Source organism: Sphingobium scionense, assembly GCF_014197035.1.
Classification (GTDB): Bacteria; Pseudomonadota; Alphaproteobacteria; order Sphingomonadales; family Sphingomonadaceae; genus Sphingobium; species Sphingobium scionense.
This window is the reverse complement of the sequence record NZ_JACIEU010000035.1, coordinates 23,724-36,975: the sequence shown is the minus strand read 5'-3', so window position 1 is coordinate 36,975 and position 13,252 is coordinate 23,724. Positions and strand designations below refer to the sequence as shown.

The 13,252-nt window shown below is 63.8% G+C and carries 10 protein-coding genes; 8 read left to right on the top strand and 2 right to left on the bottom strand.

All coding sequences use genetic code 11. From position 1 onward, the window contains the following. The 4 genes from GGQ90_RS25315 to GGQ90_RS25300 form a co-directional block, all read left to right on the top strand. A partial coding sequence (locus GGQ90_RS25315; RefSeq protein ID WP_246428439.1) for a type IV secretion system DNA-binding domain-containing protein occupies positions 1-2,141 on the top strand: 2,141 nt, incomplete at its 5' end. Continuing rightward, entirely contained in the window at positions 2,141-5,185 is a 3,045-nt protein-coding gene (gene mobF, locus GGQ90_RS25310; RefSeq protein ID WP_188084304.1) for a MobF family relaxase, read from the top strand. The genes GGQ90_RS25315 and mobF, both read left to right, overlap by 1 nt. 50 nt (positions 5,186-5,235) lie before the next feature. Beyond that, entirely contained in the window at positions 5,236-5,436 is a 201-nt protein-coding gene (locus GGQ90_RS25305; protein ID WP_188084303.1) for a hypothetical protein, read from the top strand. Positions 5,437-5,447: 11 nt separating this feature from the next. Continuing rightward, entirely contained in the window at positions 5,448-5,852 is a 405-nt protein-coding gene (locus GGQ90_RS25300) for a DUF2726 domain-containing protein (protein WP_188084302.1), read from the top strand. Between the two features lie 232 nt (positions 5,853-6,084). Here GGQ90_RS25300 and GGQ90_RS25295 read toward each other — a convergent pair whose 3' ends face one another. Further along, positions 6,085-6,915: an enoyl-CoA hydratase/isomerase family protein gene (locus GGQ90_RS25295; RefSeq protein ID WP_030538482.1), complete on the bottom strand. Its 831-nt coding sequence runs from the start codon at positions 6,913-6,915 to the stop codon at positions 6,085-6,087. 484 nt (positions 6,916-7,399) lie between these two features. Here GGQ90_RS25295 and GGQ90_RS25290 point away from each other — a divergent pair, with 484 nt between their 5' ends. Together GGQ90_RS25290 and GGQ90_RS25285 are read left to right on the top strand one after the other, a co-directional pair. Further along, positions 7,400-7,744, top strand: a complete 345-nt coding sequence (locus GGQ90_RS25290) for a hypothetical protein (RefSeq protein WP_051767939.1) — start codon at positions 7,400-7,402, stop codon at positions 7,742-7,744. 49 nt (positions 7,745-7,793) lie between these two features. Then, positions 7,794-9,599 carry an amidohydrolase gene (locus tag GGQ90_RS25285; protein WP_188084301.1) on the top strand — a complete coding sequence of 602 codons (1,806 nt, stop codon included), beginning with the start codon at positions 7,794-7,796 and terminating at the stop codon, positions 9,597-9,599. 290 nt (positions 9,600-9,889) lie between these two features. On the opposite strand, the gene GGQ90_RS25280 is transcribed toward GGQ90_RS25285, so the two are convergent. Further along, complete coding sequence (locus tag GGQ90_RS25280; protein WP_030538479.1) at positions 9,890-10,786, bottom strand: LysR family transcriptional regulator; 897 nt, start codon at positions 10,784-10,786, stop codon at positions 9,890-9,892. Between the two features lie 143 nt (positions 10,787-10,929). Between GGQ90_RS25280 and GGQ90_RS25275 the strand changes: the two genes are divergently transcribed. After that, positions 10,930-11,583, top strand: coding sequence for a hydrolase (locus GGQ90_RS25275; protein ID WP_030538478.1), 654 nt, complete (start codon positions 10,930-10,932; stop codon positions 11,581-11,583). A gap of 50 nt (positions 11,584-11,633) precedes the next feature. Beyond that, positions 11,634-13,124 (top strand): alginate export family protein, encoded by a 1,491-nt coding sequence (locus GGQ90_RS25270; RefSeq protein WP_246428438.1) that lies wholly within the window; start codon positions 11,634-11,636, stop codon positions 13,122-13,124. Positions 13,125-13,252 lie beyond the last annotated feature (128 nt).

Below are 13,252 nucleotides of genomic sequence, written 5' to 3'. Positions count from 1 at the left end.
CCGACATTCATATCTGGGCGGCATCAGCCCGCTCGCCTTCGAAGCCAAGGTGGCATAATGAGAGAGGTGACCGGCACAAATCCGTTACAAGTCCACTCTGGAACTGGGTCGATCTCAATCCGAGCAAGCGCGTCAACGTCACGCTTCCCAATGGCGAGATCCTGCGCACCGTGATGAAAGCGGTGCCCTATGTGCCCGAGGTCATCACCGCCTGGGCCGTCGCGATGCGCGGCCTCATCGGCGCCTTCCTCGTCTCGATCTTCATCACCATTCCGGCGGCCATCTGGTTCGTCGACATCTCGCACCGGCGGGGGCGTTCGATCCTTCAGGAACGCCATGAACGCGGGGCCATGCTGGTCGACCGTTCTGTCCTTCTCGCCGAGATCAATGAGCACAACCGGATCAAGTTCGAAGAGGAAGCTGCGGACCTCTTCCCCGGCCTGTCCCCGCGGCAGGTCTTGGCGCTCCCGTTCCGCGCGCGCAAGGAAGCCGGCATCCATCATCCCTACACGCTCGCCGGCATCCCCTTTCCGCACCGCACCGAACAGTCGCATGCCATGCTCATCGGCACCACCGGCTCGGGGAAGACGACCGAGCTGAGGAGCCTCGTCACCCAGATGCGCGAGCGTCAGGACACCGCCGTGATCTTCGACCTCACCGGCGCCTATGTCGAAGCCTTCTACGATCCCACGCGCGACACGATCCTCAATCCGATGGACGCACGCTGCCCGGCCTGGTCGATCTTCAACGACTGTCGCACGCACAGCGAGTTCACCGCCGCTGCCGCGGCGCTGATCCCGTCTGACGGCGGCTCCTCCGAACCCTTCTGGGCGCTCGCCGCGCGCACGCTCTTCATCGAGATGTGCATCCGCCTGATGGAGCGGGGACAGACCAGCAACCTTGCGCTGTCCGAGAACCTGATGACGGCCGACCTGAAGCGCGTCCACCGCTTCCTCGCCAACACCATCGCCGATCCGCTGACCGCCCCAGAAGCGGCCCGCATGGCGGAATCGATCCGCGCCGTCTTCAACACCAACGCGCAGGTCCTGCGCTTCCTGCCGGACGAGGGTGAGCCGTTTTCGATCCGCGACTGGATCACGCTGACCAAGAAGCCCGGCTCGATCCTGTTCGTGACCTCGAACTATGTCGATCTGCCGATGAACCGGGCGCTGCTTACGCTCTGGATGGACCTCGCCATCAACCGGCTGATGACGCTGCCGCGCACGCGCAGCTTGCGCACATGGTTCATGTTCGACGAGCTCGGCGCGCTCCACCGCCTGCCCGCTATCGAGAACGGTCTCCAGACTGCCCGTGCGTTCGGCGGCGCGATGATCCTCGGCATCCACAGCTTCGAGAAACTCGTCGAAGTCTATGGCGAGCAGGGCGCACGCAACCTCGCCTCGCTCGCGCGTTCCAAGCTCATCCTCGCGACCGCTGATCTCGACACCGCCGAACAGTGCGCGCGCTACATCGGCAACCGCGAGGTTCGCCAGATGGATGAGGCCTATAGCTACGGGTACAACAACACGCGCGACGCCTCGACGCTTACCCCGCGCAAGCAGGTCGAGCCGCTCGTCATCGCCGACGACATCACCAATCTGCCCTCGATGCACGGCTTCGTGAAGTTCCCCGACGGCTTTCCCGCGGCGCGGATCCTGCTCGAGTGGAAAGACTATCCCCAGGTCGCCCAGGGCTTCGTCCAACGGCCCGACGTCGGGCCGGTGCGGTCAAAGCGCGGAGAGGAAGCGTTCGACGAGGATGGGGCAGGGGAGGCAGGCGGGCGCGACGGCTCGTTGCAGGTGGTGGAAGAGGTGGCCGAGACCACCAATCTCGCCCGTGATCTGGCCGCGCGCATCTTGTCGGCCGAGGTCGAGGAGGAGGACGATGCCGCCCGGCGCGCGGCCCAGCGCGCCGACGATCGTGACGAACAGGCGACGCCCGCCACCCATGCCGCGGACAAGGCACAGGCTGCGCGCACCAGCGGCGAGGAGCAGACGGTCTCCGCGCGCGACAGGGACGATCGCCGCGATGGTCATCGGCACGGCGAGACCAGCCCGCAGATCGAGGACCAGACGCTAGTCGAGCTGCGCCAGGCTTTCGCCAGCGGCCGCGAGGATGACAGCATGGATATGGGCATCTGATGCTCTCGGTCGCCGGCGTCCGCTCCGCTTCCGGTGCCGCGAACTATTTCGCGAAGGACGACTATTATACGGTCGAGGGATCCTCCGAGATCAGCCTGTGGGCAGGGGAGGGGTCGGAAGACCTTGGTCTGTCCGGCGGGGTCTCCAAGGACGCGTTCGAGGGCGTGCTCAATGGCATCCTCCCGAGCGGCGAGGCGGTCGCTCAGGTCGAGAATCGCCGCGCCGGCTACGACCTTACCTTCTCGATGCCGAAGTCGGCCTCGATCATGGCCTATGTCGCCGGCGACAAGCGCGTGCTCGAGGCCAATATGGCGGCCGTCAAGCAGACCATGGCTTGGGTCGAGAAGAACCTCGCCGAGGGGCGGCGCGACATCGAAGGCCGCAAGGTGCCGGTCCAGACCGGCAATCTCGTCTATGCGCTGTTCCAGCACGACACCAGCCGGGCGCTCGATCCCCAGGCGCATATCCACGCAGTGATCGCCAATCTCACGCGAATGCCCGACGGCAAATGGCAGGCGCTCCATGCCGACAAGCTCTGGAGCCACAACAGCATCATCGGCTCGATCTATCACGCCTTCCTGCGCGCCGGGCTCGAGCGAATCGGCTACAGCCTCGAGCTCAAGGGCAAGCATGGCACGTTCGAGATATCGGGCGTCCCCAAGGCTGTGATCGGCGAGTTCAGTCAACGCCGCGAAGAGATCCTCGATCACGCGACACGTCTGGGCATCAAGTCGGCCGAGGGCCTGCGCGAAATCACCAAGCGCTCGCGCGATCCCAAGCTCGATGTCGAGGATCGCGCGGCGCTCAAGCAGGGCTGGATCGACCAGGCTGCGGCCCACGGCTTTGACGGCAAGGACCTGCGGGCGGCCGCCGAGGCACGCGCCGGGCTGGCGGCTCCGGAAAGCGCCCTGGAGCGCGGCTACCGCGCCATCGTCGATGCCGTCGACGGCGCCCGCCAGACGCTGGGTGCGCTGCTTCGTCCCCAGGATCCGCTGGTGGACAATGCGCTCGCCCGGGCGGTCAAGTCGCCGGGGGAAGCGCGGGCGCAGCTCGCCGTCGCCTCCGCTGTGCGCATGATCTCCGAGCGCGAAGCCGCCTGGCCCGTCAATCTGCTGAGCAAGACCGCGCTCGATCTCGGCCTCAAGGGCGTCACCGTCGACATGATCGAGAAGCGGATCGACCGGCTGGTGCAGAACCGTCAGCTCATTCCGGGTGTCGCGACTGCCGCGGATCGGACCGGTCGTATGGTGACCACGCAGGAAGCGCTGCGCACCGAGGAGAAGATCCTCGGCGCAGTCGAGGACGGAAAGGGAAAAGCCGAGCCGATCGTGGCGGCAGCAGACGCGCCGCAGCGTTTGCAGGATGCCGCTGCTCTGCTGCTCAACCCGGGTCAGCTTGCAGCGGCGACAATGATCCTCTCCTCCGCCGACCGCACGGTGTCGGTCCAGGGCGTCGCCGGCGCCGGCAAGTCGACCATGCTCCAGGCGGTCGCCCGGGTCGCCGAAGCCGAAGGCCGATCGATCACCGGCCTCGCATTCCAGAACAAGATGGTGGCGGACCTCGCCGAAGGCGCGGGCATCAAGGCGCAGACGATCGCGTCCTTCGTCCTCGCCAATGAGCGTTTCATCACCGAACGTGACACGCCCCGATATGACGCCGCACGCGAGAAGCTCGCCGGCACCATGCTGCTGGTCGACGAGACGTCGCTGGTCTCGAGCAGCGACATGCTCAAGCTCCACCAGATCACGGCTGCGTTGGGGGTCGACAAGCTGGTGCTGGTCGGCGATCGCCAGCAACTCTCCTCGATCGATGCCGGCAAGGCCTTCGCCATGATCCAGGTCGGCGGTGGGACCGTGGCGCGCATGGACCAGAATATCCGTCAGCGCACCGACCAGTTGCGCACGGTCGCCGCGCTCGCCAATATCGGCAAGGCCGGCGATGCGCTAAAGGTGCTGGGGGACCGCGTCGTCGAGGCGGCCGAGCCTGCTGCCGCCGCCTCCGACATGTGGCTTGGGCTTGATCCGCTCGAGCGCGAGGCGACCGCCGTCTTCGCTTCGGGCCGCGATGCGCGCGCCATCATCAATCAGCGCATTCAGGACGGGCTGATCGCGGAAGGCAGCGTCAAGGGCCAGGCGATCCATCTCACCGTCTACGAGCGCGTCAATACGACCCGGGAGGAGCTGCGCTATGCGTCGACCTATCGGCAGGGCCAGACGCTGGAGGTCGGCCGGGGCGGCGCGCAGGATGTCGGCATCAGGGCGGGCCGCTACGATGTTCTGAAAGTCCATGCCAACGGCAAGGTCGAGTTGTCGGACGGTCGCCGTCGGATCCGTTTCGATCCCCAGAAACTGTCGCCGACAGAACAGCGCGACCGGCTCCAGCTCTCCCAGAAGAAGGACCTGCAGTTGCGCGACGGCGACCGTATCCGCTGGACCGCCAACGACAAGGAGCGCGGCTTGCTCAATGCCGCTCTCGCGCGCGTTGTCGGCATCGATGCCGATGGCGTGAAGGTTGAGACTGCAGACAAGGCACTCGTGACGCTCGGCCTCGGTGATCCGATGCTGTCTCGGCTCGACCTTGCCTACAGCCTCAACATGCACATGGCGCAGGGGATCACCACCGACAAGGCGATTACCGTCATGTCGTCCCATGAGCGCAACCTCTCGAACCAGCGCCTCTTCAACGTCGGCGTCACCCGCGTGCGCGACGAGCTCACGATGATCGTGGACGACAAGGAGAAGCTAACCCGGCAGCTCGACATGAACCCGGGTAACAAGACCTCCTCCCTCGAGACGCTCGGCCGTCTCGACATCGACGGCAAAAAGGGGCCGGGCGCTCAGCCGCGCGAGAAATTCGACCCGGGCCCGATCGACGGGGTCGATCTCTCCGACCTCCCGCCAATCCCCACCGACCTTCCGCCGCTGCCCGATGGCGCCGCGCCCGCGCCGGCCGCGAAGGCTCCGCCGGCACCGCCGGATCTGAAACCGGATCGCCCCGATCCGCTGCCGCCGCTGCCCGAGCGCAGCCTCGGACTCGACTTGTGAATGGAAACGTCGCCGGCGCGGTGCCCGCGGCCAAGAGAAGGAGACGAACGATGGGTTGGGACTTCGAACAGGCCGGCAAGTTCGGCAGTGAAAAGGCGGCAGACGACTATGCCCGCCGAAACAATATCGACCCGCGCGATGTGCAGATCACGCGCAAGGGTGACGAGGTCGAGCTCAACATCCGCCGGTCGGCTCTCGATGGCCGCAACTTGCGCGACAATGGCGAAGGCCGCCGGGACGGCTGGGGCTAAGGGAGGCGATGATGCGCACATCCGAATTTCTGCTTTCGCTCCTGTTCGTGGGCGCTATCGTGGTCCTCGGCTGGTCGAAACTCTCCCGGGGCTTCGGTCCGAAGAAGCCGCTGGAGCCTGTGGCACGGCCGTTCATGACACAGCGCGAGCAGGCCATGCTCGCCGCGCTGGAGCGCGTCCTGCCGATGTACCGTCTCCATGCTCAGGTCGCGATGGGTGCCCTCCTCAAGGTCCCGTTGGTGCCGGGCCGGCGGCCGACCCCGGCCGATTGGAATCGCTTCCAGCGAAAGATCGTCGACTTCGTGGTCGAGGATCCCACAACGGGCAGCTTGGTCGCATTGATCGAGATCGACGACCGATCGCACGAACCCGGCAAGGATCGCGAGCGTGATGCGATGATCCGCAGCGACGCCTGACACGCCGCGCGCAGTCAACTCGTCACAAGGGGGCGGCAGGACCATGGTCAAGAAGCTGGCTCCAGATATGGCCGCAGCGATATGAGATCCCGCCAAAGCACCCGTTGCGTTCCGGTGAGATTTCTGCAGATCGTCTCCACATCAACTCCGAGCCATCCTCGCCAAGGCATCAGCCGTAAAGACACACGCAGCGTGTCCTGTCAGGTCCTGCTGTGGGAAGCGCTGAGCAGCGCTACGGCGATATGCTGCGCAGGATCTCCTCCAGACGCCTTTCTCCGTCCACCGTTTGGGCACCCCGCGCCAGACCGCCTCGGATCAGCGCCTCAGCCGCTGGCTCGGCGAAGAGCCTGCTCCATTCCGCTTGCTCGCGCACGAACCCGGCCCCGAGATCGGGAGGCGGCAGCACACGTTTGGCTGCCTGCACTACGCCAGCCGGCAAGGCGGCGATATGGCGGGCCAGCGTATCGACGAAATCGTCGAGCTCGGTCGCGGGCAGCGCCCGGTTGATCCAACCATAGGCGGCGGCCTCCTCCGCGCTGAAAACGCCGCCTCCCAGAATGATTTCCAGGATGCGCCCGCGGCTCATGCGCGTCGAAAGATATTGCATCGCGCCTCCGCTCGGCACGATGCCCATGAGTGCCTCGACCTGGCCGAGACCGGCTCGTCCGATCGCTCCAAAGGCCATGTCACAGGCGGCGATGAACTCGGCGCCGCCGCCCCGCGCTACGCCAGCGAGCTTCACAATGGTTACTTGCGGAAGCTCGCGAACCAGTTCCCCAAGTGCCTGGAAGACGTTTAGGCCAGCGGGCACATCACGCGCGATCTCGTCGAACGCATGCGGATCGTCGATCAACGCCATATCCACATGAGCGATGAAGAAGTCAGGAGAACCGCTCTCGAAGACGATCACGCGCGTAGCATCATCGTTGCGAACCTTGATCAGAAAATTCCGCAGGTCCGTCATGAGCGCGGCGTCGAGAATGTTGACCGGTGGATTTTCGATCGTGACGGTCACGACGCCCGACCGGTGCGCGACGCGAAGCTTCTGATAGTGGTCCGACATTCAAGCCTCCTGATTTTTGGCGGCGGCCGCATTTGTCGAATCCATATCGTATCGAGAACGGGATCAGTAGCTCCGGAACCGGGGCAACTGTGTCACGCAAGCAGGAACGCCCGCGATGCCTGCGTCGCCGTGACTTGCGAGGCTGGGGCACGGTTGGAATGTCTCCGGGCATCAAGCGGGACCTTCCCAAATCAGTCGCTCCAACTCGCAGGCGCCGGGGTCGCCGGAGTGATCGACAGTGTGGCGCCGCGACCTGATGCCGTTGACTGATTGGGCAACGATAATTCGAAGTGATCGCGGCGCTTGACTGGTAAGGGCGATGGCGTTCCGCATTACGCGACACGGCAAGTCATTTTGTGGAGCTACTGGCGCGACCACAGGATTGTTAGTCCCATTAGGAGGCGGGTGCGACGAAGCCGACGACGAAACTGCTCGCATCGCACACGAACCGCGGCGCCTCGTCGGAACAGTACCAGGAGTCCCAATGCTACGCCTTCTCGCACGTAAACACGCCGCTCTCGTATCCGTTGGCATCGTCACCATGCTCTGCATGGGTTTCGGAGGAGATGACGCGAGCGCGCAAGGCTGGAATCGGAAGCAACGCGAGGACGCGCGCACGTGCGAGAGCTTCGGCAACAGGTATGGCACACCCGCCTTCAGCGATTGCATGCTTTCGCAGCAGCACAGGCGCGACACCAAACAACTCCGGTCGATTGAGGAGACCGAAAGGCTCTCACGCATCGCCAGGGACGGCCAGATCATGGCCGAACGGGCGCGCCAGCAGCGTTGCGAACGCAACCCGGACCGCCGCGAGTGCCGTCGCCGATAACTAAGCGGGTACGCCGAGCCATTTCGAACATCTTATGGGGCGAGTGAAAATGATCCGGAAAGCATTGATCGGGTTCGTAGCGATTGTTTGGTTCTCCGCAGTTCAGGCGCAGCCGGCGCCGCAGAACTCTGGCGCTGATCTGATCGTTTTCAACGCGAAGATTTTCACTGGCAACCGTGCCCAGCCAGAGGCGACGGCATTGGCCGTCAAGGACGGGCGGATCTATTCGGTCGGCCCCGATGAGGCCATCTTGGCCCTGAAGAACCCTTCGACCAAGGTGATCGATGCCCACAGCCGTAGGGTCGTGCCTGGCATTGTCGATGCCCATATCCACGTCCTCAATGACCTGGCCTTCAACTACAATGTCCGCTGGGATGGTGTGCCGACGCTGCGCCAAGCATTGACGATGCTTCGCGAGCAGGCAAGACGCACGCCGGAAGGTCAGTGGGTCAAGGTAATCGGAGGTTGGTCTCCTTATCAGTTCAAGGAGAACCGATTCCCGACGCTGGACGAGCTACACGAAGCGGTGCCCAATCACCCTGCGATCGTGCAATATGCGTACAATCAGGCCTTCCTGAACAAGCAGGCGATGACGGCGCTCGGCGTAGGGACTGATCGGTTTCCGAAGCTCGACGGCGTCGAGATCGAAAAAGACGGCCGCGGAAATCCCACCGGCGTGGTCCACGGCTACACGTGGCTGTTTCTTGCCTTGGAAGCGATGGTGCCGCAGCCCAGTTTCGACGAACAGGTGAGTTCGCTGGCTTATAGCGTTCACGGCCTGAACCGGTTCGGCGTGACCTCGATTATCGATAACGGCGGCAGGTGGCCATATCCCGACGCGCAGGCAAGGGTAAGCGTCCTTGCTCGCGACAACCGCCTCAATGTGCGTATGCCCTTTGTAGATCTGCAACTCGGCGATGGCGGGCCGGTGAACATGGTGGATCTGGAGCTTGAGGCGATCACGAAGACCGCGCCGATCAGCCCGGGACAGAACCTGTATCCCGCCTTGGCGCACGGGCATGAGTATCGCGGAGCCGGCGAGGTCTTGAGCGGAGAAGTGCACGACCACGAGAATTTCGACCGCCCAGCGGTCGTCATCGAGCCGGACACGATGCGGCGCTTCGTCGAGGAGGATGTGAAGAAGCTGGTCGAGCGGCGCATCCCGTTTCGCATGCACATCAGCTATAACGAGAACATCTCGCCTTTCCTCGATGCTCTGGAGAAGGTGAACGAAACCATTCCGCTCGGCGGGCTGCGGTGGAGTCTCGAACACGCCGAGACCATCAGTCCGCAGAATATCGCTCGGGTGAAGAAGCTGGGGGGCGGTATCGCCCTGGATGGCAAGATGGCGCTGCACGCAGATGGCTTCATCAAGACATATGGTCGGGAGAAGGCATTGGAGACGCCGCGCCTTCGCATGCTCGTCGACAGCGGCATCCCGCTGGCCATGACCACCGATGCCTTCCGGGCAGCGACGTACAATCCGTGGGTTGGCATAAGCTGGATGGTGACCGGCAAGTCCGTGTCCGGATCCGAAGCGCTCGCCAAGGACAACCGGCTTACCCGAGCCGAGGCGCTGAGACTTTTCACCATCGGAGGCGCGTGGTTCATGAACGCAGAAGCGGAGATCGGCGCCATCGCTCCCGGATATTTGGCCGACTTCGCGGTGCTCGACAGAGATTACTTCGCGGTGCCGGAGGACCAGATCAAGTCGGTCTCCTCTGTCCTGACTGTCATGAACGGCAAAGTCGTCTTCGGCGGGCAGGATTATCGCAACCTTTCGCCAGAGCTCCCCGCGATCCTTCCGGCATGGTCGCCCGTCAAATACTTCGGGAGCTACTACGGAGAGAAGTAAGTCCAAACGACAGACCTGGCGGCGGGCACAGATCTATGGTGCTCGCCGCGGGCACGATCCCAGCCACGAGACGCCGCATGCTTTCCTTGGCGCTCAGCGCTGATCCACGCTGCTGCGGGAGGAGAGAGGCAGATGGCGCCTTGCCTGAGTTCTGCCGACGTCAATCGACGTTCGCCGTCGACCGCGAAGTCCCAGCGGTGCGCGCCCGTTCCGAGGGGCCTCGCAAGCGTCGTGGGAGAAGGGCCGAAACCGCCTTCGCATTGAGGGCGAAGTCAAGCTGATGGGGGTCTTCATACTGAGAGCGTTTCCGTATCCTCGGTCGAGCGCCCGAAACACTCGATCAGCATCTCGGTGAGGACCCGAATCTTACGCGACGGGTGCTGTCCCGGCGGACGGACGACGTAAATGCCATGCTCAGGGATGGGATGATTCGGCATCACTGGCACCAGTGCGCCCGAGTCCAGATGTTCCTGGATAAGGTCGTTAGGAAGAGCTGCGATCCCGATCCCGGCCACCGCAGCGGCGACCAGGGCGACGCCGTTGTCAGCCTTGAACCGACCTTGCGGTCGCATCGTGATGACCTTGTCATCGACCGTAGCGAGCCATGTCTCGGTTCCCTGCATCAGCGCCTGATGGGTCACCAGCTCTTCGGGCGTTTCCGGTGATCCGTGCTTTGCAATGTAGGCCGGCGACGCGACGTACTTACCGATAAGCGGGCCAATTCTTCTGGCGATCAGGTTAGAATCGGGCAGCATGCCGACGCGGATCGCGCAATCGTATCCCTCGCCGACCAGGTCGACGAACCGATCCGTATAGGCGGCGTGGATGTGTAGTTCCGGATGGCGCGAGGCCATATCGGCGAGGACCGGCGCGAAGTGCGTCGGTCCAAATGACAGCGGCGCTGCGACGCGGAGGCGTCCCCTCAACTCGCCTGCCGGCAGAACTGTTTCCTTGGCGAGATCTATCTCGGCGACCACCCGCGCGGCGTATTCCCGGAACGTCGCGCCGGCTTCGGTAAGCGCGGCACCCCGGGTGGTGCGAGCGAGAAGCTGGACGCTTAACTCCGCCTCAAGCCGGACAAGCCGCCGGCTGACCATTGATTTGGATATGCCGAGGCGGCGAGAGGCGGGCGTCACACCCCCCGCGTCGGCGACCTCGACGAACGTCCGCAAATCTTCAATTTCCATTCAGCGTTCCCCTTCGTGCGACACAGTACATCGTCCGCCGATGCTACCGCACCGGAAAGGGGAATGGCAACATTCGAACCCGGGACGTCGTCTTGATCGATGTCGGCGATCCACGGAACCAATTTTAGGAAGGAAGACCTGCCATGACATTCCGCAACGGCCTCGACTCGCTTCTTCGCCCCGAAGATTCAGTCCTCGTTCTGATTGACCACCAGCCCTATCAACTCGCGAACTTGAACAGCCACGACCCTCAGGCTGTGGTCAATCTCACGACCGCCCTGGCGAAGCTGGCGAAAGCCTTCAACGTTCCGACCATTCTCACCAGCGTGATCGCGGGCCGCGGCGGGCTCCTCTTCAAGCAGATCACCGACGTCTTTCCGGGTCAGGAGGTGATCGACCGGACCTGGGTCAACACCTGGCAGGACCAGAAGGTCGTGGACGCGGTCAAGGCGACCGGCCGTAAGCAGCTCATCATCGCGGGCCTTTGGACCGAAGTCTGCGTTGCGATGCCTGTGATCCAGGCCGCCGGCGAAGGCTGGGACGTGACGGTGATCACCGACGCGTCGGGCGGTATCTCGAAGGAGTCTCATGAGGTCGCCGTCCAGCGGATGATCGCGGCCGGTGCGAACCCGATGACTGTCATGGCGCTCGCTGGTGAATGGCAGCGCGACTGGGCGCGCACCGAGCATGTCGAAGACCTGACCGAGATCCTCATTCAGCACTTTGGCGGCAGCGGAATTGCGTATCTGTGGGAGCAGCAGCTCCTCAAGACCCCCGTCGAGTCCGACGCGGGCTGATCGCGATGGTTGGCGAGTATCGGCCAGGCGCGCTGTGGAAGACCGGTGTCATGTCGATGCTCGCCATCACCATGCTGCGGCTCAGACGCGCAAGACATCTTCTTTCCGGCGATGGCGGTCAACGCAACATTTCGCTCACCGATGCCGGGTGGCGCCTGCTCTTCGTCGCCGCCGCGGCGGCGATACCGTTCGCGGCAAACGCGCAGGTTTCGACCAACGTGGAACGCGCCCCGACGCTGACGATCGAGCGCTATTCGGAAGACTGGTCCTGGCTCGCCGATCCCGCAAAGCGGACGGGGGATTGGGCCGAGCCATTCAAATATATTTCGTTGAACGACGACGGCAGCGTTTACCTCTCGACCGGCCTCGAGGCGCGCACGCGCTACGAAGGCTATGACAATGTGCTGTGGGGATCATCGCCGAACGACGGTTACGTCTGGAACCGTCTGATGCCTTACGCCGACCTGCACCTCGGCAAGGTCCGCGTTTTCGCGATGCCGATTCTTTCGGGGATTTCGGGCACAGATCGGCCGAAGGGCCCGGCGGACGCCACCGGCATCGATATGCTGCAGGCGTTCGTCGACGTTGACCTGCCGGTGGCGGGTGACGATACGCTCCGCCTGTCGGCGGGCCGCAAGCTCGTTTCTTTCGGATCGGGGCGGTTCATCGACCGGCGCTATGGAACCGGCGTTCCTCTGCCGTTCGACGGGTTTGAAGCGATCTACACCGGCAAGACGCGCCAGGTGACCGGCTTCTACCTCCAGCCGGTCGACACGCGGCTGGGCGACTTCAACGACAGACGATCGCGCAGCAAGGAGGTATGGGGCCTTTACGCCACGCAGTGGCTCGACTCTAGCCACTTGAACGGCTTCGATGTGTATTACATCGGGTTGCAGGATCAGAACGCCGTCTTCGATCAGGGGGCCGGCAGGCAACTGGCGCACACCTTCGGTTCGCGAATCTTTGGAGACAACGGGACCTGGGCCTGGAATGTCGAGGCGGCGTATCAGCGCGGCACCTTCGCCGGTTACCAATCTGAGGCGTGGGGCGCGGGGTTCGAGACGCGGTATCGCTTCCGTGACGTATCGCTGCAACCCGAGCTTGGGCTCACAGCCGACGTCGTATCCGGCGACGGGAATCCAAACGACCACAAGCTGGGAACGCTGAATGCACTTTTCCCCAACGGCAAGTATTTTGGAGCGCTGTCGCCGGTCGGTCCGAGAAACCTGATCCACGTCCGGCCATCGATCACGGTTCATCCCCACAAGGACGTCGCGGTGTCGCTGACCGGCGTGGCCTATTGGCGCCAGAGCACCCAGGACGGGGTCTACTCGGTCCCCGGCTTCCTGGTCCGCAGCGGCAAGGACAGCGACGCGCGTTTCATCGGCAAGGAGCTCGAACTGGCCGTAAGCTGGCAGGCGACGCCGAACGTGAACTTTACGGGATCGCTCAGTGCGTTCCAGCCCGGGGAATTCATCCGGGAAACCGGGCCGGCGCGGACGATCAAGATGATTGGCTTCCAGACGACGTTCAGGTTCTGATCGTGCGGTGGTCGGCGCTCCCCATCCTCGGCCCGGCGGGGGCGATGGGCCTGCGGGGTCGATCGTCGCCTTACAGGTCTCTGCGGGCAGTGGTTCTACCGCGTTTTCGTATTTTTCATCACGAAGGA

Coding starts and splice junctions, on each gene's coding strand:
- mobF (WP_188084304.1), top strand. CDS start 2,141: ATGCTCTCGGTCGCCGGCGTCCGCTCCGCTTCCGGTGCCGCGAACTAT.
- GGQ90_RS25305 (WP_188084303.1), top strand. CDS start 5,236: ATGGGTTGGGACTTCGAACAGGCCGGCAAGTTCGGCAGTGAAAAGGCG.
- GGQ90_RS25300 (WP_188084302.1), top strand. CDS start 5,448: ATGCGCACATCCGAATTTCTGCTTTCGCTCCTGTTCGTGGGCGCTATC.
- GGQ90_RS25295 (WP_030538482.1), bottom strand. CDS start 6,915: ATGTCGGACCACTATCAGAAGCTTCGCGTCGCGCACCGGTCGGGCGTC.
- GGQ90_RS25290 (WP_051767939.1), top strand. CDS start 7,400: ATGCTACGCCTTCTCGCACGTAAACACGCCGCTCTCGTATCCGTTGGC.
- GGQ90_RS25285 (WP_188084301.1), top strand. CDS start 7,794: ATGATCCGGAAAGCATTGATCGGGTTCGTAGCGATTGTTTGGTTCTCC.
- GGQ90_RS25280 (WP_030538479.1), bottom strand. CDS start 10,786: ATGGAAATTGAAGATTTGCGGACGTTCGTCGAGGTCGCCGACGCGGGG.
- GGQ90_RS25275 (WP_030538478.1), top strand. CDS start 10,930: ATGACATTCCGCAACGGCCTCGACTCGCTTCTTCGCCCCGAAGATTCA.
- GGQ90_RS25270 (WP_246428438.1), top strand. CDS start 11,634: ATGTCGATGCTCGCCATCACCATGCTGCGGCTCAGACGCGCAAGACAT.